We start from the raw sequence: 24877 nt of genomic DNA, 5'->3' as shown, positions 1-24877 counted from the left end.
TCGGTGTGCCCGTAATCCGACAGTGATTTGGGGGGCCGCCGCCACGCGCCATCCATGGCGCGGGGCGGCTAAGCCGGCGTCCTGCCGGCTTACCCCCCAAATCCCTGTCAGATTCCGGCCAGCGTGTTTGACGGGGCGCCTAAGATCAAAATCAAGATCAAAAGCAAGAGCACAGCGGCCTGACAGCCGGCTTGAGTGGTGTGGAGCAAAGGCAAAGGCAAACGCGGTCCACTGTAGGAGCCGGCTTGCCGGCGATGCTCATCAACGATGACGCGAGCCCTCACTGTGGGAGCTGGCTTGCCTGCGATGGCATCAACCGGGTATGCCTGATTCACCGAGGTGCCTGCATCGCCGGCAAGCCAGCTCCTACAGGTATCTGCTTTAGATCCAACCACTCATCAAGAGCAGCTCGCTTCGCATCGTGGTTACGGTTGCGGTTGTGGTTGGGGGCTAGTGCCTAGAGGACTGACAGCAGCGTGCCGCCCAGGAACAGTTGGTCCAGCCAGAACACTTGGTGCAACAGCACGATCACCCAGAACAGCACTTGGTAAGACACTTTACGCGTCTTGTGCCGGAAGACTTGCTGGGCGAGCAGCGCGCCCGGCCAGCCGCCTGCCAGTTCGACGGCGTGCAGGATGTTTTCCGGGGTGCGGCGGCCTTCGGTCTGGGCCTTGCGCTTGTCGTTCCAGTACATCAGGAACGCCACCACGCTGACCACGCCGTAGGCCGCGAGCGGGATCAGCGTTTCGCCGCGATGCCAGAGCAAGGCTGAGCCCAGCAGCGGCGCGGCGCACAGCAGCACGAAGATCAGCGCCTTCAGGCGTGGGTGCTGGATGTTCATGGCTTGACCGCTGTCCAGTCGATCCAGCCGAACTGCCAGGTGGCCAGGATCACCAGGCCGAACGCGATGCGGTACCAGGCAAAGGCCGCGTAGCTGTGGCTGGCGATGAACTTGAGCAAGGCCTTGACGGCGATCATTGCGAAGATGAACGAGGTGACAAAACCAATGGCGAACACCGGCAGGTCATCGGGCTGGAACAGGTGGCGGTACTTGTAGCCCGAATACACGGCGGCACCGACCATGGTCGGCATGGCCAGGAAGAACGAGAACTCGGTGGCGGTCTTGCGCGACAGGCCGAACAGCAGGCCACCAATGATGGTCGCACCGGAACGCGAGGTGCCCGGGATCATGGCCAGGCACTGGGCAAAGCCCACCTTGACCGCGTCTTTCCAGGTGATGTCGTCCACGGTTTCGGCGTGTACCGCATGCTGGCGGCGCTCGGCCCACAGCATGATCACGCCGCCGACGACCAGCGCCGTTGCCACGGTGATCGGGTTGAACAGGTAGTGCTTGATCAGGTCGGCAAAAATCACCCCCAGTACCACCGCCGGCAGTACCGCGATGATCAGGTTGACCGTGAAGCGCTGGGCAGTGCGCTGGGTCGGCAAGCCGGTGACCACGTCGAAGATCTTGCGCCGGAACTCCCAGACTACGGCGAGGATCGCGCCCAGCTGGATGATGATATTGAACGCTTCGAAGCGTTCGCCGCCGAAGCCGATCAGGTCGGCGACGATGATCTGGTGGCCGGTGCTGGAGATCGGCAGGAACTCGGTCAGCCCTTCCACAACGCCCAGTATCAATGCCTGTATGGCGGTCCAAATGTCCATGTTTCTCCCAAAGGTGGTGCGTATTTCTAATGATTCAAAGAGGCGAGCGCTTCTTCAGGCGCGGCGTTGATAATCAACGCCGGCGTGCAAAAATTGCGTGAAAAATCAGGCGGTACTCAGGTTTTCCGATTGCAGGCCGAAAGCCTATCAGACAAGCCGGAAATGTCGATGCAGCACCCACAATTATAAAAAGCACGGAGTGACAGGACCATGAACAGTTTGCGCAGCATGTCGATCAGCCGTCGTCTCTGGCTGATCCTGATCGTCGCCGTGTTGATGCTGTTGACCCTGGGCCTGCTGATGCTCAAGCAGATCCACGGCGACCTCTACCAGGCCAAGCGCCAGCAGACCCAGCACGTGGTGCAGACGGCCAGCGGCGTCCTCGCCTATTACCAGAACCTCGAAAAGACGGGCGTGCTCACCCGCGAAGCCGCGCAGAAACAGGCGTTGAGCGCCGTGCGCGGCCTGCGCTACGACCACGACGACTACTTTTGGATCAACGACCTCACCCCCGTGATGATCATGCACGCCGCCAACCCCAAGCTGGACGGCCAGAACCTCTCGGCCATCCGCGACCCGGACGGGTTTGCGGTGTTCAACGAGTTCGTGATCCTGGCCAAGGCCAAGGGCGCCGGCATCGTCAACTACCGCTGGCCGAAGCCGGGCGCCGAAGCGCCGGTGGAGAAAACCTCGTACATCCAGCTGTTCGAACCCTGGGGCTGGATCATCGGCTCTGGCGTGTACGTGGACGACGTGCAGGCCGAGTTCAAGGGCCAGGTGTGGAAAGCCTCACTGATTGGCCTGGGCATTGCGCTGGTCATGGCCTTGCTGGTGACAGTGATCGCCCGCAGTATCGTCAACCCGTTGCAGGCGGCGGTGAATGCCATGGGCAATATCGCCAGCGGCGAAAGCGACCTGACCCGCAGCCTGGACACCCACGGCAATGATGAGGTGACCCAGCTGTCCCGGCACTTCAACAGCTTCACCGCCAAGCTGCGCCAGGTGGTGGGCCAATTGCAGGTGTGCGCCAACGCCCTCGGGCAGTCCTCTACCGAGCTGGGCACCAACGCCAGCCAGGCCCACGACCGCAGCCAGCAGCAGTCGCAGCAGATGGAACTGGTGGCCACCGCCATCAATGAAGTGACCTACGGCGTGCAGGACGTGGCGAAAAACGCCGAGCACGCCGCCAGCGAAATGCGTGACGCCCAGGCCCAGGCGCAGCAAGGCCAGGTGAACATCGACGGCAGCCTGCAGCAGATCGACCAGCTCTCGGGCACCATCAGCCAGGCCGTAGAGGTGATCCGCACCCTGTCCAGCGAAAGCACACAGATTGGCGGCGTACTCGAAGTGATCCGCTCCATCGCCGACCAGACCAACCTGCTGGCCCTCAACGCCGCCATCGAAGCGGCTCGCGCCGGCGAGCAAGGCCGGGGGTTTGCGGTGGTGGCCGATGAAGTACGCCTGTTGGCCCAGCGCACGCAAAAGTCCACCGCCGAGATCCAGGTGATGATCGAGCGCCTGCAGGGGCACTCGGAAGCGGCGGTCAAGGTGATCAGCGACAGCCACAGCGCGTCGCAACTGACCATCGAACAAGCCGGCCAGGCCGGGGCCAGCCTCAATGCCATCGGCCAGGCGCTGCGCAACCTCAACGGCCTGAATGCCTCGATCGCCAGCGCCACCTTGCAACAGGCCCACGTGGTCGAAGACATCAACCAGAACGTCACCCAGGCGGCGGGCCTGTCCCACAGCACCGCGTTGGCGGCAGAACAATCGAGCGTCGCCAGCGCGCACCTGCGCGGCCTCAGCGAACAACTCGATGGCCTGCTGCGCCAATTCAAAATCTAATCTGCAGTGAGCGGGCTTGCCCGCGCTGGGCTGCGTAGCGGCCCCAAAAAAATGGGAGCGCTACGCACTCCAGCGCGGGCAAGCCCGCTCACTACAAAGCCAATGCCTAAGCCTATCTTCTTTGGTTACAATCAGCGCCCTCTTCGTCTCCCCTAAGGAACCGCCATGTCCGGGCTTGAACTGTTCGCCGCCGCCCTGGGGGTGATCGCTGTCTGGCTGACGGTCAAACAGAACCCCTGGTGCTGGCCTATCGGCCTGGTGATGGTGCTGCTCTACACCTGGATATTCTTCGACGTAAAACTCTATTCCGACATGCTGCTGCAAGTGGTCTATGCCGCGCTGCAGGTTTACGGCTGGTGGCAGTGGACCCGCGCCGGCGAGGTCAAGCAGGGTCGCCAGGTGACCAGCCTCGGCTGGCCGGCGATCATGACCAGCCTGGCCGTGGGTGCGGCCGGCAGCCTGTTGTTGGGCGCGGCCATGGCCCACTGGACCGACGCCGCTCAGCCCTGGCTCGACGCCGCCCTCACCGGTTTCAGCCTGGTCGCGCAGATGTGGATGGCGCAGAAACGCGTGCAATGCTGGCCGCTGTGGATCGCGGTGGATGTGATTTTCGTCGGCCTGTTCCTCTACAAAGGCCTGTACCTCACGGCCGCGCTCTACGCGCTGTTCACCGTGATCGCCGTGCAGGGCTGGCGTGAATGGCGCGCCGACCCGGCGCTGCGCGCATGAAGGTGGTGGTACTGGCCGGCCCCGAGTCCAGTGGTAAAAGCTGGCTGGCGGCGGAACTGCAAGCGCATTTTGGCGGCGTGATGGTCGGCGAATACGTGCGCCACTTCATCGACCAACATCAGCGCGACACCACCCTGGCCGACATCCCTGACATTGCCCACGGCCAACTGGCCTGGGAAGATGCCGCCCGCGCCAGGCAGCCCGGCCTGCTGATCCTCGACACGCACTTGCTGACCAACAAGCTGTGGAGCCAGACCCTGTTCGGTGACTACCCGAGCTGGCTCGACAGTGAGCTGCTGGCGCGGCACTACGACCTGCACCTGGTGCTGTCCCCCGAAGACGTAGAGTGGACCGCCGACGGCCAGCGCTGCCAACCGGAGCTGGCGGACCGCCAGGCGTTTTTCCAGGGCAGCCTGGACTGGATCGAGCAGCATCAGCAGCCAGCGCTGGTCATTCGCGGCAGCTGGGAAGCGCGTCGCGCCACTGCGTTCAAAGCCGTTGAACAACTCCTTGCCGAGGCGCCTGCATGACTCACCCACTGCGTATCGCCATCGTCGGCGGCGGCCCTGGCGGCCTGACCCTGGCGCGTATCCTCAGCCGTCACGGTGTGGCCGTCTGCGTATTCGAACGTGAAAGCGGGCCGCTGGAGCGCCCGCAAGGTGGCACGCTGGATCTGCACGTGGAGTCCGGCCAGTTCGCGTTGCAACAAGCCGGCCTGGACGATGCCTTCATGCGCATCGCCCGCTATGAAGACCAGGGATCACGGCTGATGGACCATCACGGCCAACTGCTGTTTGAAGACCCGAACCCCGAGGCGGGAGACCGCCCGGAAGTCGACCGCACGCAATTGCGCCAGATCCTGCTGGATTCCCTGCCCGAGGGTTGCGTGAAGTGGGGCGTGAGCATCAACCATGCCAGCCAGGGCGATGACCAACGCTGGACGCTGCATCAAGGCGACCGCCATCACGGGCCTTTTGACTTGGTGGTGGGTGCCGACGGGGCCTGGTCGAAAATCCGCCCGTTGTTGTCGCCTTATCAGCCGCAGTACAGCGGGTTGACCTTTATTGAATTCAACATCGATGACGCCGACCTGAGGCACCCACTCGCCGCCCGCCTGGTCGGTCGCGGCACGCTGCAGGTGGCCGGCGAAGCCCGCTCGATCATCGTGCAACGCAACGCCAACGCGCACCTGCGCGGCTATGCGATCTTCCGCGTGCCTACGGATTGGGCGGCAAACACAATTGATTTGTCCCACGCGCCTTCGCTGAAAACCCAATTCCAAGGCTGGCACCCAGACGTGCTGGCGCTGTTTGACGCCGCCAGCCCCACCCTGCTCGTCCGTCACATCCACGCCCTGCCCGTCGGCCATCGCTGGGCTCATCGGCCCGGGTTGACGTTGATCGGGGATGCGGCGCACTTGATGTCGCCGTTTGGCGGCGAAGGGGTGAATGCTGCGATGCTCGATGCTGCCGAACTGGCGCAGCACCTGCTGGAGACACCTGACGGCTCGAAAGCCGTGCAGGCGTATGAAAACCACATGTTCGAACGGGTGATGCCGGCAGCCCAGGGCAGCGCCGAGGGCGCTGCCCTGCAGCTATCCCATGACAGCGTGGCGCTGTCCCTGGCCCACCTGCATCAACACCTCACGCCTCAGTAACCCAGGGACAAACCGGTGTTGCGACGCGGGTCGTTGGCGCCGTAAAAACGGTTGTTACCCACCGGCTTGCCACCCAGGGACGGTGCGCCCACCAGGATCGCGGCCAAGTGGTTAGCGTCCTGCGGGCCGGCGAACTTGTGGCCCCAGCTTTCGAGGATCTTCTGGGTGTCCGGGCTGACCGCGAAGGTTTCCAGGTTGGTGGTTTCAGGCATCCACTGCTGGTGGAAACGCGGCGCGTCCACGGCTTCCTGGATGTTCATCTTGTAGTCGATGACATTGAGGATGGTCAGCAAAGTGGCTGTGATGATGCGGCTGCCACCCGGCGTACCCACCACCATCACGGCCTTGCCGTCCTTGGTCACGATGGTCGGGCTCATCGACGACAGCGGCGCCTTGCCCGGGGCGATGGCGTTGGCTTCGCCCTGGACCAGGCCGTACATGTTCGGCACGCCGACCTTGACGGTGAAGTCGTCCATTTCATCGTTGAGGATCACGCCGGTCTTGCTCGCCATCACGCCTGCACCGAACCAGTCGTTGAGGGTGTAGGTGACCGAGACCGCATTGCCCCACTTGTCGACGATGGAGTAGTGGGTAGTGTTGTTGCCTTCATGGGGCGACACGCCGGGCTTGATGGCTTGGGAATCGCCGGCCTTCTGCGGTTCGATGGCGGCGCGCAGCTTGGCGGCGTAGTCCTTGTCCAGCAGGTGGGCAATCGGGTTCTTCACGAAGTCCGGGTCGCCGAGGTAGCTGTTACGGTCCACGTAGGCGTGGCGCATCGCTTCGATCTGGTAGTGCAGGCCTTGGGCCGAGTGGTAGCCCAGGTCGGCCATCGGGTAGCCTTCGAGGATGTTCATGATCTGGCAGATCACTACGCCACCGGAGCTCGGAGGCGGCGCCGAAACCACGTGGTAGCCACGGTAATCGCACTCGATGGGCGCCAGCTCACGGGTTTTGTACTTGTCCAGGTCAGCCTGGGTGATGATGCCTTTGCCGGCTTGGCTGGAATCCACCAGCGCCTTCGCTACCCAGCCTTTATAGAAGCCATCAGTGCCCTTGGCAGAGATTTCCTTGAGGGTCTTGGCCAGGTCTTTTTGCACCAGCTTCTGGCCCACCTGCATCGGTTGGCCGTTGTGCAGGAAGATCCCGCGCATGTCCTTGTCTTTTTCGAACTCGCCGGTGGCGGTGTGCAGCAGGTCGATATCACCCTGCTCCAGGGCGAAGCCGTTTTCCGCCAGCTTGATCGCCGGGGCAATCACCTGGGCGCGCTTGAGGGTGCCGTATTTGCTCAGGGCCAGTTCCATGCCGGACACGGTGCCAGGCACGCCCACGGCCAAATGGCCCTTGGCGCTCAGGCCGTCAATGACCTTGCCGTCCTTGTCCAGGTACATGTCGGCAGTCGCCGCCAGCGGGGCTTTTTCGCGGAAGTCGAGGAAGGTCTTGCGCCCGTCGGCCAGTTGCACGGTCATGAACCCGCCACCGCCCAGGTTACCCGCCGCCGGGTACACCACGGCCAGCGCATAGCCCACGGCGACGGCCGCATCCACCGCGTTGCCGCCGGCCTTGAGCACGTCCACACCCACATGAGTGGCCAAATGCTGGGCAGTCACCACCATGCCATTTTCACCGGCCACCGGGGCCTGGGAAGCGGCTTGCACACCACTGACCGTCAACACCAGGGCAGTGGCAATCAAGGTACGGCTGAAGGGTTGGTATTTCATCCATGGCTACTCTATTTATTGAGGTGCACCAAAATAGCCCGTTCAGGATCCAATCCCCAGCGCAATGGCGTTTTTATTACAGAACTTGTCGGTCACAGAACGGCCGAAAAAATGCCCATGCTATATTTCGCGCCCTGACTGTCGCGCAAGGCGTTCCCCATGGTGATCAAGAAGACCGGCATTCGTGCCCAACAGGCGGACCAGACACGTGCACGCATCCTGCAGGCGGCAGTCAAGGTGTTCGCCCGCGACGGGTATTCCGGCGGCCGTGTCGACAGCATTTCCAAGGCGGCCGACTCCAACGATCGCATGCTGTATTACTATTTCGGCAGCAAGGAACACCTGTTCGTCTGCGTGCTGGAACACATCTACGAGCAGTTCAACAAAGCCGAAAGCAAGCTCAAGCTCGACCTCAATGCGCCAGTGCAGGCCTTGCGTGATCTGGTGGGGTTTATCTGGAACTACTACGTCAAGCACCCGGAATTCGTGGCGATCCTGAGCATCGAGAACCTGCACCAGGGCAAACATGCGCAGCAGTCCGGCGAGATGCGTCGGTTGTCAGGTGAGGCGGTTGGCGTGTTGCGGCCGATCATCGAGGCCGGCCAGGCGCAAGGTGTATTTCGCCAGGACGTGGACCTCAAGCACGTGTATCTGATGATTGCCTCGCTCTGCTACTTCTATAACTCCAACCGCCACACCCTCAGCTCGTTCCTCGGTGAGGACCTGACAGACAAGGGGCAGCAGCAGGATTGGCTGGCCTTCATCACCGACCTCGTGCTGCGCGGCGTCACCCCGATTTCCCTGTAGAAACCGAATCCAAATGTGGGAGCGGGCTTGCTCGCGAATGCGGTGTATCAGTCTCTGGAGCTGTTGACTGACCCTCCGCATTCGCGAGCAAGCCCGCTCCCACAGTATTAACCGCGGCGTGTCAGTGAGTGCCGGGATTGGCCCGCAGGTGCGCCACCTTCTGCTCCAACCCCTGCCACTGCGGCGCATTCGGCGCAAATTGCCCGCGCAGGTACGCCGCCAGATCCGCCACCTGGCTGTTGGACAAGCTGTCCTTGAACCCCGGCATGTACCCCAGGTCCTTAGTCGCCGGGTTGCTGATGCCTTGCAGGATCACCTTGATCAGGTTGTCCGGCTGGTCGCTGTGCACGTTGGTGTTGGTGGCCAGTGACGGGCTCACCCCAAACAGTTTCGGCCCCAGGCCATCGGCGTGACAGGCCTTGCACGAGCCTTCGAACACGCGTCGGCCATTCGGGTTTGGCACCGTCGTCGCGACGCTTTGCGCTTGGGCTGTCGCTTCGCCATTGAGCGACGCCAGATACACCGCCATCGCCCGGATATCCGCCTTGGGCAGTTTCGACAACTCACTCACCACCGGCCCCATCGGCCCGGCCGCCACGCCATGGGCGTCCGAGTACCCCGTACTCAGGTACGTGAACAACTGATCCTCGGTCCACGGCGTCGGCGCCTTGGACAACCCGGTCAAGGCCGGCGCCTCCCACCCATCGACCATGCCACCGGCAAGGAACGCCTTGCCGCCCTTCTCCGCGCCCATCAGGTTGCGCGGCGAGTGGCACGCCGCGCAGTGCCCCAGGCCATTGACCAGGTAATTGCCGCGATTCCATTGCTCACCGCGCTCCGGCTGCACGGTGATTTCGCCGCGCCTTAAATTCAACGCGTTCCACCCTGCCATCAACGGCCGGATATTGAACGGGAAGCGCATGGCATTCGGCGTCGGCGCCTGGCTCACCGGTGCCTGGCTCATGAGGTAGGCATACAGCGCCTGCATGTCGGCATCGTTGATGTTGCGAAACGCCGTGTAGGGAAACGCCGGGTACAGGTTGCGCCCATCGCGGCCAATGCCGTCACGCATGGCCCGCTCGAAGGCCGGGTACGACCAGGCACCAATACCGGTCTTTACGTCCGGGGTGATATTGCTGCTGTATAGCGTGCCAAACGGCGTTTCCATCGCCAGCCCACCCGCATTGGTCGCACCACCCGGCGCCGTGTGGCACACCGCGCAATCGCCAACGGCGGCGAGCAAGCGGCCGCGTTCCAGGGTGGCCTTGGACCAGGTGCCGGCAGCGGGCGGGGCAATCGGCGCGATCTCACTGTGAAAGGGCCAGGCCGTGGCCGCCAAGGCGCCTAAGGTGGCGAACAGCGCCCCAAACCACCACTTCTTGCGTTTCTGCGGCGACTTGGCCGGTTCGCCCAACGTGCCGGCATTCAGCGCCGCCAATACCCGTTCCGGGGTGATCGGCAACTCACGAAAACGAATGCCGGTGGCGTCATAGATCGCATTGGCAATCGCCGCCGCACTGGGCACCGACGCCGATTCGCCCGCGCCCATGGGCGGCTGGTCCTGGCGCGGCATCATCAGCACGTCGATCTTCGGCACTTCCGGAAAGGTCAGGATCGGGTAACCGCCCCACTCCTTGCTCGCCACCGTCGACTCTTCAAAGGTCACCCGTTCCTTCAGCACGCGGCTGGTGGACTGGATCACATTGCCGTGGATCTGATGCTGCACCCCGGCCGGGTTGATCATCATCCCCGAGTCATGCCCGATCACCACCCGCGTCACCGACACGTCGCCGGTGTGCTTGTCGATGGCCACATCCGCCACCCAGGCCGCCCACGCCGCGCCAAACCCCGGGAACTTGCTGTGGATGTAGCGCGCATAGGCAAAGCCGCGACCGCGCAGCAGGTGGTCCTCGTTGGCGGTTTGCATCGGCGCGGTGCGCGGCGACCAGTTCGCACGCTCGGCGGTGGATTTCACCAGGTCGATGGCGCGCTCGTCCTTCAGATAGCGCAGGCGGTACTCCACCGGGTCGACGCCGGCGGCAAAGGCCAGTTCGTCGATATAGGATTCATGGGCAAAGGTATTGGGCAATGCCGACACCCCGCGCATCCACGACGCGCGCACGATGGGCGCCATGTCGTTGATGGTCACGCGCATGTGGTCGATGTCGTAGGGCGGGATCGAGGTGCGGTCGCCCATCTCGAACATCGCGGCGACTGGCTCTACCCGACCGGTCAGCAGCAACGCCAGGGTCGGCGCGCCGTTGGAGGGGTAGCTGGTTTCGAAGTCGTAGGCGGCGATGCTGCCATCAGCATTCAGCCCGCCGTCCACCTCCATCAATTGCGCCGTGCCCTTGGGCTCCCACAGGTGTTCCTGTTCGCGGGTCAGTTGCACGCGCACCGGTTTGCCGACGGCACGGGACAACAACAAGGCATCGGCGCACACATCATCGGCGCAGTTGCGCCCATAGCAGCCGGCCGCTTCCATGCGGATCACGTCGATCAGCCCTTCCTCGCACTCCAGCAACCACGCCAGGTCGGCGCGCAACAGGTGCGGGTTCTGACTGCCCGACCATACCCGACTGCCCGCCGGCGAATAGTCCGCCACGCCGCAAGAGGGCCCGATCGAGCCGTGCATCTGATAGGGCCACAGGTAACTGCGCGGCATGCGCTGGCTGGCGCCGGCCAGTGCCTCGTCGACATTGCCCTGATCGAGCACCGTGCGGCGGACCCGTGGGTTGTCGCGGATCGCCTGCTCCACGTCGCTCATGTCCGGCAAGGCGTGGTTCCAGGGCTTCCAGTGCACCTGCAGTTCATGGGCCGCCTTGATCGCCTGCTCTTCACGCAAGGCCACCACGCCGACAAAGTCGCGGATCACCACCACGGCGACGATACCCTGAATATGCGCGATGGAGGCCTCGTCCACGCTCAGCAGGCTATTGCCGACAAACGCCCCGCAATCAAGCCCCGCATACGGCGGGCGCACCACCCTGCCGTGGAGCATGCCGGGCACGCGCATGTCGTGCACATAGGTCAGCTCGCCGGTGGCCTTGCCGGGGATGTCCACTCGCGCAGCGCCCTTGCCGACCAAGCGGTAATCCTCGATGGCCTTGAGTGGCGCATCACCGCTGATACGCAGTTGATCGTGCTGGCCGCTGACCAACTCGCCATAGGTGGTGGTGCGTCCGTCTGCGGCGTGGATCACACCGGCTTCAACCTTGAGACTGCCCGTGCTCACGCCCCAGCGCCCTGCCGCCCGTGCCAATAGAAAACGCCGCGCTTCGGCTGCGGCGTTGCGCAACGGGATGGCGGAAATCTGCAAGGTCGCACTGGCAATAGTTGCCCCCTGGTTGGGCACGCGCTCAGTGTCGCCGAGCACCATCTTGACCTGCTCCAGCGCCAGGTCGAGTTCTTCGGCAACGATTTGCGCCAGCGACGTACGAATACCGGTGCCCAGGTCCACATGACCGTTGAAGGCATAGACCAGGCCGTCATCGTTCACGGCGATAAACAGCCCCAGTTCCTTGGGCTTCACCGTCGGCGTGCCGCCCTTGGCCACCGGCCCCGACGGCGGCAACACGTCATCGACGATCAACAACACACCGGCCTTAGCCAGCCACTGGTCACGGGAAAGGGTCGTGTCGGTCATGCTCATCAATCCACCGTCATGAGGCGAGCGGCACGCAGCACCGCACGCAGGATTTCGATATGGGTGCCGCAGCGGCAGAGGTTGCCCGAGAGTTCATTGCGCACCTCGGCCTCGCTGGGGTTGGGGTTGCGGTCGAGCAAGGCCTTGGCGGTCATGATCATGCCGTTGAGGCAGTAGCCGCATTGCGCGGCCTGCTCGTCGATAAAGGCCTGCTGCACCGGGTGCGGCGCGTGGCGTGTGCCCAAGCCTTCCAGGGTGACGATCTGGCGGCCCACCGCGCCCGACAACGGGAATACGCAAGCCCGTGCGGCTACGCCGTCGATGATCACGGTGCAGGCACCGCACTCGCCCAGGCCGCAGCCGTACTTGGGGCCGTTGAGTTCCAGGTCATTGCGCAGCACCAGTAACAGCGGGGTATCCGCCATGGCGCTGACTTCGCTTGTTTGGCCGTTGACCTCAAGCGCTACCGTGATGTGCTGGCTGATCATTCGCTTCGCCTGTGCCAATTGGTGAAGTGGTCACTACACGAAACAGCCAAAAAAAAGCGTCGCGGACCTGGGGCCTCGCGACACACTTGGCTGGTGAAGTGGCTACTACATCAACTCAGAGCAAAAACGGTGCCAGTACCGGCTTATTCCTGTGGGTCGTCGATCATTTTGCGCAGCAGGAACAGCATCGCCACGCGTTCGGCGGGGTTGAGGTTACTCAGGGTCAGTTCGCTGATCTGCGCAGCACGCGGCGCGGTCTGGCCCACCAGTTCGGCGCCGGACGCCGACAAGTCCACCACCACCTTGCGCTTGTCCTGGGGGTCAGGCTCCAGGGTAATCAGCTCCTTGGCCTTGAGCCGCTCGACGATGCCGCGAATGGTCGCCTGGTCGACGGCAGTGGCCTTGACCAGCTCGGTCAGCGAACTTGCACCGTGATCGCGCAGGGCACACAGGGTGACGAACTGCACGGCGGTGAGCTGGGAGTCACCGACATTCTGCTGGAAAATCGCGAGGTGGCGCTGGTAGGCCTTGCGCAGCAGGTGGCCAACTTGCTCGGAAAAGATGTAGGAATCAGGCACGGCGGGCTCGGGAGGTAGCGGGCGATGGGGAGGCATATTACCTCATACACCTGCCAGAACGCTTTTACTGTGGCGAGGGAGCTTGCTCCCGCTGGGCTGCGCAGCGGCCCCATCTTTTAGGGCCGCTTCGCGCCCCAGCGGGAGCAAGCTCCCTCGCCACAGAAGCAGGGGGATGTTTAGCGAGCCAGGGAGGCTGCGGGGGCAACGACGTCACCGGCGATTACCACAGCCTCGTCGTCCAGATACACATCGCAGTGACGCAGCGGAATGTCCATATGGCACGGCGTCTTGCGTGTGCCGCCGACTTCAGTGTTCGGCCCGGTGGAGAACAGGAAGTTGCCATAGAACGCCCGCGCGTCCATGCACATGCCGTCGTTCTTGTCGTGCAGGCCCATGGCCGTCCACTGCGCCCGTGGCTGCAGGCCCCAGCCAATATGGGAGATGCCGTACACCTCGGGATCGTTGAAGTACTTCATGTAGTCGCGCAGGTACTCGGCCTCGAAGCCGCCGTGGATCCTGGTGATAAAGCCCTTCTCGATCTCCAGGGTGATCTTCTCGCGGGTGTAGGTCTTGAACGGCAGCAGGATGTCGCCGATATCCAGCACCAGCACGCCCTCGGCGGTTTCCTCGTTGGGCCACGAGAACAGGAAGCCGCTGGGCCAGTGGTCCCAGCGCCCCGGCTCATCGGCAAAGCCGTACTCAGTCACCGACGGGTATTGCCCCAGGGCGGCGCGGAAATCACTGCCGGCGCGGGATTTGACGTGGATCGAGCGGGCCTTTTTCAGCAACTGCTCCGCCGCCAGAACGCGCACCTTGTCTTCCTCGGTGGGCAGCATGCGCGCCAGCACTTCCGGGGGTTCCACGGCCAGCAGGATGCGCGTGCCGGTCTTGAGGATCTGCTCCTGCTCCGGCGAGTGCAGCAACATCATGGTGTCGACGATCAGATCCGCCGCCTCCAGAGCACGCTGGGCGGCGAGGTTGCCGGTGAGCGCGGTGTCGCCGCAGTAGGCGGTCATGTCATTGCCCATCGCCTTGGGATGATTGAACGACGGCAGCTCCACCGCATACACCTTGGCCCCCAGCCGCTGGGCGGCGTCCATGGCGGCACGCACGGTGCGCGGGTCGGAGTAATGGCTCTTGAGCACGGCGACGCTCTGGGTCGGGTCGACCTTCGACAGCTTCAACACATGCTCGAACATCTGGGTCAGTTCGCAATCGCTTACCGGCATTTTCCTGTCTCCTGTGGGGCTGCACCAAGTTCAAGCACCGCGCTTCACTCTAGTGCACTTTTATAGCGTATACGCCAATTACTGACGATAAGACCTGAATTGCAGGCTGACTGCAAGCGCCGCGCCAAAACGTTACTAATCCACACAAACCCACTATTTAATGGCTACAACGCGTTACACAGGATAAATATGGCCAAAAAATAAATTTTCAGACGCGGGCTTCCCATTTCAAAAAATGAGCGTATACACTTTAAAAACCTTGCGGACAGACGCCGCCAAAAATCAAAAAGAGAGAGGATCACGCCCCATGGGAAGCACACAGAAAATCGCCATCGTCGGCGCCGGCCTTGGCGGTGCCGCAGCCGCCACCCTGTTGCAGCAAGCTGGCTTCGATGTGGACATCTACGAGCAAGCGCCAGAATTCTCCCGGCTGGGTGCGGGGATCCACATGGGTCCCAACATCATGAAAATCTTCCGCCGCATGGGCATCGAAAAGCAGCTGGACCTGATGGGCTCGCACCCCGAGCACTGGTTCAGCCGTTGCGGCGAAAGCGGTGATTACCTGTCACGCATCCCCCTCACCGGCTACGGCGCGTCCTACATCACCGTGCACCGCGGTGACCTGCATGCCCTGCAGATGTCCACCCTCAAGCCGGGCACCCTGCATTTCAACAAGCGCCTGGAAACCCTCGAAGAAACCGACACCCAGGTGCGCCTGACCTTCGCCGATGGCGAGGTGACCTACGCCGACATCGTGATCGGCGCCGACGGCATCAACTCCAAGATCCGCGAAGAACTGCTGGGCGTGGAAAAACCGCTGTACAGCGGCTGGGTCGCGCACCGGGCGCTGATCCGTGGCGACCAGTTGGCCAAGTACGACCTCAAGTTCGAAGACTGCATCAAGTGGTGGACCGAAGACCGCCACATGATGGTCTACTACACCACCGGCAAGCGCGACGAGTACTACTACGTGACCGGCGTGCCCCACGCCGAATGGGACTTCCAGGGCGCCTTCGTCGACAGCAGCCGCGAAGAGATGTTCGACGCCTTCAAGGGCTACCACCCCACCGTGCAGGCGCTGATCGAATCCACCGAAAGCGTGACCAAATGGCCGCTGCGCAACCGCAACCCATTGCCGCTGTGGAGCCGTGGTCGCCTGGTGCTGCTGGGCGACGCCTGCCACCCGATGAAACCGCACATGGCCCAGGGCGCCGGCATGGCCATCGAAGACGCTGCCATGCTCACTCGCTGCCTGCAGGAAACCGGCATCAGCGACTACCGCACCGCATTCCAGCTCTACGAAGCCAACCGCAAGGAACGTGCATCCCGCGTGCAGGCCGTGTCCAACGCCAACACCTGGCTGCGCACGCAAGAAGACCCGGCCTGGGTCTACGGCTATGACCTGTACGCCCAGGAGCTGAAATCGGGGGTGGCCGCGTGAGCACCTTCCTCTACGGCGGCAACGTCCAGGCCAATGGCATCCGCCAGCACTACCTGCGTTACGGCGGCAAGGGCCCGGCATTGCTCCTGATCCCGGGCATCACCAGCCCGGCGATCACCTGGGGTTTTGTGGCCGAGCGCCTCGGTGCGCACTACGACACCTACGTGCTCGACGTGCGTGGGCGCGGCCTGTCGTCCACCGGCCCCGAGCTGGATTACAGCGCTGAGACCTGTGCCGACGATATCGGCGCGTTTGCCCAAGCGCTCAACTTGGACAACTACCATCTGGTCGGCCACTCCATGGGCGCGCGCTTTGCCGTGCGCAGTGCGGTCAAGCACCCCCAAGGCGTGAACCGCGTGGTGCTGATCGATCCACCGGTGTCCGGTCCCGGCCGCCGTGAATACCCGAGCAAGTTGCCGTGGTACGTCGACTCCATCCGCCAGTCGCTGGTCGGCATGGATGCGGAGGCGATGCGCGCCTTCTGCGCCACCTGGACCGAGGAACAACTGCAATTGCGCGCCGAATGGCTGCACACCTGCTTCGAGCCGGCCATCGTGCGCGCCTTCAATGATTTTCACGACGTCGACTTCCATCAAGACCTGCCCCACCTCAAGGCCCCTGCCCTGTTGATGGTGGCCGGGCGTGGCGGCGTGATCCTCGATGAAGACGTCGCCGAGATTCAGGACCTGCAACCGGCGATCCACGTGGTTCGCGTGGCCAACGCCGGGCACATGATTCCGTGGGACGACCTCCAAGGCTTCTTCGACGCCCTGGGCGACTTCCTACCCACCGAACAATAAGGGAAACCACCATGCTCAAGCCTTACCGCATCGGCCAGATCGTGCCGAGCTCCAACACCACCATGGAAACCGAGATCCCGGCGATGCTTACCGCACGCCAGGCCATCCGCCCGGAGCGCTTTACCTTTCACTCCAGCCGCATGCGCATGAAGCAAGTGCGCAAGGAAGAGCTGGCGGCGATGGACGGCGAGTCCGACCGTTGCGCCGTCGAGCTGTCCGACGCCAAGGTCGACGTGCTGGGCTACGCCTGCCTGGTGGCAATCATGGCCATGGGCCTGGGTTATCACCGTAACTCCGAGCAACGCCTGCGCAAGGCCACCGCCGACAACGACGCCAACGCCCCGGTGATCACCAGTGCCGGTGCGTTGATTGAAGGCCTCAAGGTGATGGGCGCCAAGCGCATCGCCATCGTTGCGCCGTACATGAAGCCGCTCACCGAGCTGGTGGTGAACTACATCCGCGAAGAAGGCTTTGAGGTGGTGGACTGGCGCGCGCTGGAGATCCCCGACAACCTCGAAGTGGCCCGCCACGACCCGGCCAACCTGCCGGCCATCGTCGCTAGCATGAACCTGGAAGGCGTTGACGTGATCGTGCTGTCTGCCTGCGTGCAGATGCAATCGCTGCCGGTGGTGGCCAAGGTCGAGGCGCAAACCGGCAAACCGGTGCTGACCGCTGCCATCGCCACTACCTACGCCATGCTCAAGGCCCTGGACCTGGAGCCCATCGTGCCCGGCGCCGGCGCACTGCTCTCCGGCGCTTACTGAGGGGCTTTGTGATGAACGAACAATCCGCCGACGCCAACTACCAGGGCGTATGGGGTAATCGCATCGGCTTTGGCAAAAAGGCCGCGCTGCTGATGATCGACTTCATGCAGGGCTACACCACCGAAGGCGCACCGCTGTTTGCGCCAGGCGTGGTCAGTGCCGTGGCCGAAAGCGTCGAGCTGTTGGCCACCGCGCGTAAACATGGGATTGCGGTGGTGCACACCAATATCCGCTACCATCCCGGCCATTTCGTCGATGGCGGGATCTGGGTCAAGAAGGCCCCGGTCATGAAAGACATGGTCGAAGGCAACCCGCTCGCCGCGTTTTGCAGCGAGGTGTTGCCCCAGGCCGATGAAGTGGTGATCACCAAGCAGTATGCCAGCGCGTTTTTTGGCAGCAGCCTGGCCCCGATGCTGCACGCCCAAGGCATCGACACCGTGGTGCTGGCCGGCTGCTCCACCAGCGGCTGCATCCGCGCCACGGCGGTGGATGCCGTGCAACACGGGTTTCGCACCATCGTCGTGCGCGAGTGCGTCGGCGATCGACACCCGGCTCCCCATGAAGCCAACCTGTTCGATATCGACAGCAAGTATGGCGACGTGGTGAGCAAGCAGGAGGCGATGAGTAAGTTCAGGGAGCAATAAGACGCTATTAGGAACTGCGCCATAGAGCGTGGTCCTGAAAAAAACTGAGGGCCCATTGGAATGCAATCTAATGTGGGAGCGGGCTTGCTCGCTCCCACACTGGATCACCTCCAGCAGGACCCCCTCAGTCTTCTGACACTGCCTTTGGAAGTCGCTTCTACAGCACTCCGAAGTGCTGGAACAAAGCGGCCGTATAAAAACCATAAGTCACCGCCAGGAGACACCCCAATGCCCATTGCGAATGCAGCGCCCGCGACCACCGTCGCCGACCCCGTCACCACGCTCTATCACAAGATCACCTGGAAGCTGATTCCGTTCCTGTGTTTCTGTTACCTCGCGGCCTACCTGGACCGTATCAACATCGGTTTCGCCAAGCTGCAGATGCTCGACCAACTGCACTTCAGCGAAACCGCGTTCGGCCTCGGCGCCGGGCTGTTCTTCGTGGGCTACATCATCTTTGAAGTGCCAAGCAACCTGGTGCTGGAGCGGGTGGGCGCGAAGATCTGGATCGCGCGCATCATGATCACCTGGGGCCTGCTGTCGGCCTGCACCATGCTGGTCACCTCCACCACCCAGTTCTACATCCTGCGCTTTTTGCTTGGCGCCGCCGAAGCGGGTTTCCTGCCGGGCGTGCTGTATTACCTGACCACCTGGTTCCCCACCCACCGGCGCGGGCGCATCATCGCGCTGTTCATGATCGGCCTGCCGCTGTCCAGCGTGATCGGCGGCCCGCTGTCCGGCTGGATCATGGGCCACTTCGACCAGATGGGCGGCCTGCGCGGCTGGCAGTGGTTGTTCCTGATCGAGGCTGTGCCCAGCGTGTTGCTCGGCGTGCTGACCTTCTGGGCCCTGCCCAACACCTACCAGCAGGCCAAATGGCTGTCGGATGAAGAAAAAGCCCTTCTGGAAAGCGAACTGCGCAAGGACGAGGCCGACGCCACCGGCAGCAAGCACAGTTTTCGCGACGGCTTCTTCAACCTCAAGGTGTGGATGCTCGGCGGTATCGACTTCTCGATCCTGCTCAGCGCCTACGCCATGGGTTTCTGGATGCCGACTTTCATCCGCAATGCCGGCGTGACCGACACCTTCCATATCGGCGTGCTCACCGCGCTGCCGAGCATCGCGGCCTTGCTGGGCATGCTGCTGATCGGCGCCAGCTCGGACAAACACCGCGAACGCCGCTGGCACATCATCGTGCCGTTCTTCATCGGCGCGGCGGCCATGGCCACCAGCACCTTCTTTACCCATAACGTGGCGGCCACGGTTGCGCTGTTCGCCATCGCCTCGGCCGCGATCATCGGCGCGGTGCCCGTGTTTTTCAGCCTGCCGGCCACCTTTCTCAAAGGCACCGCGGCTGCCACGGGCTTTGCCCTGGCCTGTTCGGTGGCGAACATTGCCGGCTTGGTGAGCAACTCGTTGATGGGCGTTGCGATCGACGTCACAGGCAGCAGCGCCGGTGCCTTGTGGTTTTTCGCGGGCTGCCTGATCCTCAGCAGCTTCCTGGTCATCGCCTTGCCGGCGAAACTGGTGAACCGTTGACAACAATAATTTTTCGGATGAATCACCATGCAAGGCTTCCTGAAACGCTGTGCGCTGCTCGTTGCGGTCGGTTTATGTGCCGGTACCGCGCAAGCTGCTGAAAAGGTCATCTTCGACACCGACTTCAACGTGCTCAACGATGACGGCCAGGCCTTCATCATGCTCGCCCAGCTGCATGCGCAAAAACGCATCGAGTTGTTGGGCATGACCCTGGTCAGCGGCAATGCCTGGGTCGACCAGGAGCAGGTTGACGCCCTCAAGGCCGTGGAACGCATGGGCGTGGAAAAACAGGTGGGCGTCTATTCCGGCGCCGCCTACCCGCTGCTGCATGACTACGCCACCTACGAGGCAGAAAAAACCCTGTTCGGCGCGGGCTGGCCGGGGGCGTTCAAGAACCCTCGCCCGACCTCACCGTCGCAGTTGATCGCGCCACCGGACGGCCTGGCCACCCACACCCAACTGCGCAGTGAGACCGCCGCGCAGTTCATCGTGCAGAGCGTGCGGGCCAACCCGCACCAGGTGACGATCCTCGCGGTCGGCCCGCTGACCAACATCGCCCTGGCCATTCGCTCGGCGCCGGACATCGTGCCGCTGATCAAGCGCATCGTGTACATGGGCGGCGCGCTGGAGATCCCGGGCAACACCACGCCAGCGGCGGAGTTCAACTGGTGGTTTGACCCGGAGGCCGCGAAGATCGTGTTGCGCTCACCGATCGAACACGTGATTTTCCCCAACGACGTGTGCGAGAAAGTCACCTTCGACAAGGCGGTGTACCAGCGCGTGATCGCCAAGAAAGGCGCGATTGCCGACCTGTACAAACATGAGTTCGGACCGCTGTTCGACAAAGACCCGGGCTACCACAGCTTTACGTGGGACAGTTTGCCCGCGCTGTATCTGGTCAACCCGCAGATCGTCACCGAATCCCGCGACCTGTGGGTAGACGTGGACGCCACCTTCGGCGCTGACTACGGCCGCGCACTGGGCTACAAGAAAGGCGCGCCGGTGGGCACGCAAAAAGCCAAAGTGGTGTTCGGCGTAGACCAGAAGCAATTCTGGGATGGCTACGTCAACCTCGTGACGCTGCCAACACCGGTCAAACACTGACCGGCCTGATCGCTCCCACCGGGCGTGGGAGCGATCTTTTTTTCAGCCTGCCGCCGCAAACCCGCGCTGCAAATCCTCGATCAATGCCGCCACGTCCTCCAGCCCGATGTGCAGGCGCACCACCGGGTTCAGCCCGCGATCGGCTGCACTGTCGCGGTCCTGGGTATCGGCCACGGTGACCAGGCTTTCATAGCCGCCCCACGATGCGCCCAACCCGAACAGCTGCAAGCCGTCGATCAACCGCTCGACGTACGCCGCGTCTGCATTGGCCAGCTCAAACGACAACAACCCATTGCTGCCGGTGAAATCCCGTCGCCACAACGCATGCCCTGGGTGCTCCGGCAACGCCGGATGGAACACTCGCTTGACCTGCGGTTGCGCCTGCAACCACTGGGCGATCTCCACCGCGCCGCGCTCATGCACGTCCAGGCGTGACGCCAAGGTGCGCGCGCCCCGCAACACCAGGTAAGCATCGTCGGCACTCACCGCGTTGCCAAAGGTGTCACTCATGCGGCCCAACGCCGGCCAGGCCGCTGCGCTGGTGCACACGCTGCCCATCATCACATCGCTGTGGCCGCCGAGGTATTTGGTGAGGGCCATGATCGAGATGTCCGCGCCCAGCGCCAGCGGGCGATACAGGTAGCCCGCACCCCAGGTGTTGTCGACGGCCAGCAGGATATTGCGCGGTTTGCACAAGGCCGCAATCGCCGGCAAGTCGCACAATTCATACAACAACGAGCCGGGCACTTCGGCGTAGACCAGCCTTGTGTTGGCTTGCAATTGCGCTTCGAGCCCCTTTCCGTCCGGCGCAAAATAACTGACTTCAATGCCAAACGGCTGCAGGAACTCCCGGGCCAGCTTGCGCACCGGGGAGTACACCGCGTCGGTGATCAACACGTGATCGCCTGGGCGCAGATAAGCCAGGAATACCTGGGCTGCCGCAGCCAGGCCGGTGCCATAGAGACGCGTGCGATAGCCACCCTCCAACTCGGTGACCAGGTCTTCCAGGGCATGGGAGGTGGGGTTGCCCCGAGCACCGTAGGTCAGTACGCGTTCACTGTCGCGGCGGGCGCGGGCATCGCGCATCTGGGCGAGGTTGTCGAACAGCACCGTGCTGATACGCGTGACCGGCACGTTGACCGCACGGCCACCCTGGCCTTTTTCCGTGCGGGCGGCGTGGATCAACCGGGTACGCACACGGGACGTCGGCACCAGCGGCTTGAGGCTGGCGATTTCCGCCGGACTCATCTGTGCCAGCAAACCGATTTCCCAGGCCAGGTACTGGCGCGCGGCGTCCTTGTTGCCGCTGTGGCGGTCGTGGGTGAAAAACAGGAAGTCGATGCACTGCGCGTCCGGCGGGTTCTGCGGGTCTTCACTCACCGGCAGGCCGGCGGCAGCCCAGGCGGCAAAACCACCGTCGAGCAGTTTTGCGTCCAAGCCAAGGGCTGCAAACGCTGCCAGCGCCGGATCATCAGCCACCAGCACCAAAGGGCGCTGGTCGGCGTTGAGCAGTGAGCGGATCGACCAGCGCGAGCCTGGGATATGCCCCTTGCGGTACACCATGCTCGGGCGCAGGTCGATCAGGTTGACTTCACTCAGCTCAAAACCGTGTGCGCTGATCAGCGGCAAAGGCTCGTAAGCCACCGGCGCCTGCACCGGCAAGGCCAGGCCACTGTCGATCCCGCCGCTCAGCACATACGCCTCATGCCCCAACTGACGCAACCAACTGGCCACGATTGGCGCGCGAATACCATCGCTGTCGAACAGCACCACCCGGGCCTGGCGCACGCCGATGTACAGGTCGGTGGACTGGATCAACTGCCCGCCCGGCGTGTGTTGCGCGCCGGGCAAGGTGCCTGCGGCAAACTCCTCGGCGGTGCGCACATCACACAGGAACAGGCTGCGCCCGGCGTCATCGGCCCATTGCCGCACCTGCTCCGCCGACACGCTCACCACCCCCGCCCGCTGTGCCAACTGCTGCGCGGCGTGGCGCTGCGCAGCCAGATCGCTGCTGACCGCGTCGGCGTAGCGTCGGGTGCTGCCGTGCTCCAGCTGGAAATCTTCCAGGTACCAGCCCTGGGTGCCGTTTTCCAGGGCGTAGACCGGGTTCTTCACGCCCAGGTTGATCAGCGTCTGCGCGCCGATGATGCTGCGGGTGCGCCCGGCGCAATTGACCACGATGGGTGTGCTGTCGTCCGGCACCAAGTCGTGCACGCGGTAGCCCAGCTCACCGTTCGGGCAGCAGATGGAGCCGGGGATGGTCATCTTGCGGTATTCATCGAACGGCCGCCCGTCCAGCACCACCAACGGCTCACCACGGGCCTGCCACTCGGCCAGTTGCCGCGCCGTGACGTGGGGCGTGTGGCTGGCCTCTTCCACCAACTCGCCAAACGCCTTGGACGGCACATGCACGCCCGCAAACAGCTGCAAACCCGCCGCCTGCCAACCGTCTGCGCCACCCTCCAGTACATGCACCCGGCGGTAGCCCAAGGCGTGCAGGCGCTGTGCGGTACGTGTGGCCACTTCGCCCTGGTCCTGATCGTAGATCACCAGGCGCACCTGGGGGTTCGGCGCCAAACGGCGCACTTCCAGCTCCAGGCGGCTATAGGGCAGGTTCACCCCGTGGAACAGATGGGCTTCGCCGTACTGCCCGTGTTCGCGCACGTCGAATACGGCGATTTCCTGCCCGTCGAACAGCCATTGCTGCAGTTGACTCGGGGTGATGGTCTGGCTCATGGAAGTCCCAACAAAGTATGAAATGAGTTACTGCAACGCCAACGAGCGCTCGCCCGCCGCCACGTCGCGGCCCTTGGCATAGGCGCGCTGCACCGCCGGCCGCGCCTTGATGCGCTCACGCCAGGCCTGGATGTGCGGGTAGCCCGCCAGGTCCTGGCCTTGGCGCAGCGGCTGGATCCACGGGAAGATCGCCATGTCGGCCACCGAATACTCACCCGCCACGTAGGGCACTTCGCCCAGGCGCTGCTCCAGCACGCGGTACAAGCGGGTGGCTTCGGCATTGAGCAGGTCGAGGGCGAACGGAATCGGCTCCGGCGCCTTCTCCTTGAACAGCTGCAACTGGCTCAGGTATGGGGTGATGTGCCCCACCTGCCAGAACAGCCATTCCTGCACCTTCTGCCGCTCGGCAGTGCCGGCCGGAGGCAAGAACTGCCCGGCGCTGTCAGCCAGGTAATTGAGGATCGCGCCGGATTCGAACAGGCTCAGCGGCCCCTCGGGGCGATGGTCGACAATCGCCGGGATGCGCCCGTTGGCACTGATGCGCTGGAAGTCCGCGTGCTTCTGCTGGCCTTCGCGGATGTTCACCGGCACCAGTCGGTACTCGACACCCAGCTCTTCCAACAGGATGCCGACTTTCAAGCCGTTTCCCGTGGGCCAGTAATACAGATCAATCATAAAAACTCCCTCGGACGAACGCCGATCATGCTGTGGAAACGGGCTTTTGTGGCGAGGGAGCTTGCTCCCGCTGGGCTGCGCAGCAGCCCCAACACAGGCACCGCGTTTTTCCAGTTGAAAATCAATCGCAGGGTTCAGGGCCGCTACGCGCCCCAGCGGGAGCAAGCGCCCTCGCCACAGAAAGTGCTCCCACCGTTAATGGGTGGCATGCTTATCAATAGGCTTTGATGGACGGCGCCATTTGCGAGGCGTTGTAGTTGAGGATGCGTCCGTCCGCTTCCACGCCATACCGGCCGTTCAGCGATTCCAGCGGCAAGCCGTACAAGTGGAAATGCAGGGTCGCCTGCTCGCCTTCCACCTTGATGCCGTGCAGGTCTTCACCGAGGAACGAGATCGACGTACCGGGCTGCACGATCACTTCCTTCTCCAGGCTCAGGGTGGTGAAACCAGGCTCGCGACCTTCGTCACTGCGGGTGTAGACGTAGTTGATCTCCTGGCCTTCGATGGCACTGATGATCGCCCAGGTCTCGTGGTTGTGCGGGATCGTGCTTTTGCCCGGCAGCAACGAGTTGAGGTACAGGGTCGGCGTGTCGCCGTCGTCATTCAGGCGATAGCGAAAGGCCGTGCTGCCCTGCCCCGGCACCGGCGCGGGGAATTCGTCGAAGTTGAACAGGTCACGGCGTTCGGCCAGGGCTTCCAGCAGACTGACGATTTCCACCAGGGCCGCACGGTCTACGCCGCGCTGATTGATCACGCGGATCTGCTGCAAGAACGCTTCGATCACGTCGGCACGGTTTTCGGTACTCATC

General features: G+C 63.2%; 21 protein-coding genes. 11 read left to right on the top strand and 10 right to left on the bottom strand.

What is annotated here, in order from left to right:
• Nucleotides 1-457: 457 nt before the first annotated feature.
• Nucleotides 458-841 carry a DUF1294 domain-containing protein gene (locus M2394_RS00875; RefSeq protein ID WP_176998142.1) on the bottom strand — a complete coding sequence of 128 codons (384 nt, stop codon included), beginning with the start codon at nucleotides 839-841 and terminating at the stop codon, nucleotides 458-460.
• On the bottom strand, nucleotides 838-1668 hold the full coding sequence (locus M2394_RS00870; RefSeq protein ID WP_178924546.1) for an undecaprenyl-diphosphate phosphatase: 831 nt from the start codon (nucleotides 1666-1668) through the stop codon (nucleotides 838-840). The genes M2394_RS00875 and M2394_RS00870 overlap by 4 nt, the downstream gene beginning before the upstream one ends.
• 210 nt (nucleotides 1669-1878) lie before the next feature.
• Between M2394_RS00870 and M2394_RS00865 the strand changes: the two genes are divergently transcribed.
• From M2394_RS00865 to M2394_RS00850, 4 genes are all read left to right on the top strand, one after another.
• A complete protein-coding gene (locus tag M2394_RS00865) occupies nucleotides 1879-3513 on the top strand; it encodes a methyl-accepting chemotaxis protein (RefSeq protein WP_178924544.1) in 1635 nt (544 codons plus the stop codon).
• 165 nt (nucleotides 3514-3678) lie between these two features.
• Nucleotides 3679-4242 (top strand): nicotinamide riboside transporter PnuC, encoded by a 564-nt coding sequence (gene pnuC / locus M2394_RS00860; RefSeq protein ID WP_176998139.1) that lies wholly within the window; start codon nucleotides 3679-3681, stop codon nucleotides 4240-4242.
• Nucleotides 4239-4772, top strand: coding sequence for an AAA family ATPase (locus M2394_RS00855; RefSeq protein WP_178924559.1), 534 nt, complete (start codon nucleotides 4239-4241; stop codon nucleotides 4770-4772). The genes pnuC and M2394_RS00855 overlap by 4 nt, the downstream gene beginning before the upstream one ends.
• Nucleotides 4769-5899 carry an NAD(P)/FAD-dependent oxidoreductase gene (locus tag M2394_RS00850; RefSeq protein ID WP_259171292.1) on the top strand — a complete coding sequence of 377 codons (1131 nt, stop codon included), beginning with the start codon at nucleotides 4769-4771 and terminating at the stop codon, nucleotides 5897-5899. Before M2394_RS00855 ends, M2394_RS00850 begins: the two co-directional genes overlap by 4 nt.
• On the opposite strand, the gene ggt is transcribed toward M2394_RS00850, so the two are convergent.
• A complete protein-coding gene (gene ggt, locus M2394_RS00845; protein ID WP_176998137.1) occupies nucleotides 5893-7617 on the bottom strand; it encodes a gamma-glutamyltransferase in 1725 nt (574 codons plus the stop codon). The genes M2394_RS00850 and ggt overlap by 7 nt on opposite strands.
• A 159-nt stretch (nucleotides 7618-7776) precedes the next feature.
• Here ggt and M2394_RS00840 point away from each other — a divergent pair, with 159 nt between their 5' ends.
• Nucleotides 7777-8424, top strand: a complete 648-nt coding sequence (locus M2394_RS00840) for a TetR/AcrR family transcriptional regulator (protein WP_259171290.1) — start codon at nucleotides 7777-7779, stop codon at nucleotides 8422-8424.
• Between the two features lie 121 nt (nucleotides 8425-8545).
• Here the strand turns inward: M2394_RS00840 and M2394_RS00835 are convergent, their stop codons facing one another.
• From M2394_RS00835 to M2394_RS00820, 4 genes are all read right to left on the bottom strand, one after another.
• Entirely contained in the window at nucleotides 8546-12070 is a 3525-nt protein-coding gene (locus tag M2394_RS00835) for a molybdopterin-dependent oxidoreductase (protein ID WP_259171289.1), read from the bottom strand.
• 5 nt (nucleotides 12071-12075) lie between these two features.
• Nucleotides 12076-12558: a (2Fe-2S)-binding protein gene (locus M2394_RS00830; RefSeq protein ID WP_178924536.1), complete on the bottom strand. Its 483-nt coding sequence runs from the start codon at nucleotides 12556-12558 to the stop codon at nucleotides 12076-12078.
• A 143-nt stretch (nucleotides 12559-12701) separates the two neighbouring features.
• Nucleotides 12702-13136: a MarR family winged helix-turn-helix transcriptional regulator gene (locus M2394_RS00825; RefSeq protein ID WP_178924534.1), complete on the bottom strand. Its 435-nt coding sequence runs from the start codon at nucleotides 13134-13136 to the stop codon at nucleotides 12702-12704.
• Nucleotides 13137-13312: 176 nt separating this feature from the next.
• Entirely contained in the window at nucleotides 13313-14365 is a 1053-nt protein-coding gene (locus M2394_RS00820) for a 2,5-dihydroxypyridine 5,6-dioxygenase (RefSeq protein WP_178924532.1), read from the bottom strand.
• A gap of 307 nt (nucleotides 14366-14672) precedes the next feature.
• Between M2394_RS00820 and M2394_RS00815 the strand changes: the two genes are divergently transcribed.
• From M2394_RS00815 to M2394_RS00790, 6 genes are all read left to right on the top strand, one after another.
• A complete protein-coding gene (locus tag M2394_RS00815; protein WP_176998131.1) occupies nucleotides 14673-15806 on the top strand; it encodes an FAD-dependent monooxygenase in 1134 nt (377 codons plus the stop codon).
• The gene (locus M2394_RS00810; RefSeq protein ID WP_259171285.1) at nucleotides 15803-16606 is read left to right on the top strand and encodes an alpha/beta fold hydrolase; all 804 of its coding nucleotides are present in this window, start codon (nucleotides 15803-15805) and stop codon (nucleotides 16604-16606) included. The genes M2394_RS00815 and M2394_RS00810 overlap by 4 nt, the downstream gene beginning before the upstream one ends.
• An 11-nt stretch (nucleotides 16607-16617) precedes the next feature.
• Nucleotides 16618-17370, top strand: a complete 753-nt coding sequence (locus M2394_RS00805; protein ID WP_259171283.1) for an Asp/Glu racemase — start codon at nucleotides 16618-16620, stop codon at nucleotides 17368-17370.
• An 11-nt stretch (nucleotides 17371-17381) separates the two neighbouring features.
• A complete protein-coding gene (locus M2394_RS00800) occupies nucleotides 17382-18014 on the top strand; it encodes an N-carbamoylsarcosine amidohydrolase (RefSeq protein WP_178924528.1) in 633 nt (210 codons plus the stop codon).
• A 228-nt stretch (nucleotides 18015-18242) separates the two neighbouring features.
• Nucleotides 18243-19553 (top strand): MFS transporter, encoded by a 1311-nt coding sequence (locus M2394_RS00795; protein WP_178924527.1) that lies wholly within the window; start codon nucleotides 18243-18245, stop codon nucleotides 19551-19553.
• 27 nt (nucleotides 19554-19580) lie between these two features.
• Nucleotides 19581-20657 (top strand): nucleoside hydrolase, encoded by a 1077-nt coding sequence (locus M2394_RS00790; RefSeq protein WP_259171280.1) that lies wholly within the window; start codon nucleotides 19581-19583, stop codon nucleotides 20655-20657.
• A gap of 42 nt (nucleotides 20658-20699) precedes the next feature.
• Here M2394_RS00790 and metC read toward each other — a convergent pair whose 3' ends face one another.
• From metC to M2394_RS00775, 3 genes are all read right to left on the bottom strand, one after another.
• Nucleotides 20700-23393 (bottom strand): cystathionine beta-lyase, encoded by a 2694-nt coding sequence (gene metC, locus M2394_RS00785; protein WP_259171279.1) that lies wholly within the window; start codon nucleotides 23391-23393, stop codon nucleotides 20700-20702.
• Between the two features lie 27 nt (nucleotides 23394-23420).
• The gene (locus tag M2394_RS00780) at nucleotides 23421-24068 is read right to left on the bottom strand and encodes a glutathione S-transferase family protein (RefSeq protein ID WP_259171277.1); all 648 of its coding nucleotides are present in this window, start codon (nucleotides 24066-24068) and stop codon (nucleotides 23421-23423) included.
• Between the two features lie 214 nt (nucleotides 24069-24282).
• Nucleotides 24283-24876 carry a cysteine dioxygenase gene (locus M2394_RS00775; RefSeq protein WP_178924519.1) on the bottom strand — a complete coding sequence of 198 codons (594 nt, stop codon included), beginning with the start codon at nucleotides 24874-24876 and terminating at the stop codon, nucleotides 24283-24285.
• Nucleotide 24877 lies beyond the last annotated feature (1 nt).

This window comes from Pseudomonas sp. BIGb0164, from assembly GCF_024810135.1.
Taxonomy (GTDB): domain Bacteria; phylum Pseudomonadota; class Gammaproteobacteria; order Pseudomonadales; family Pseudomonadaceae; genus Aquipseudomonas.
This window is presented reverse-complemented; position numbering and strand designations above follow the sequence as displayed.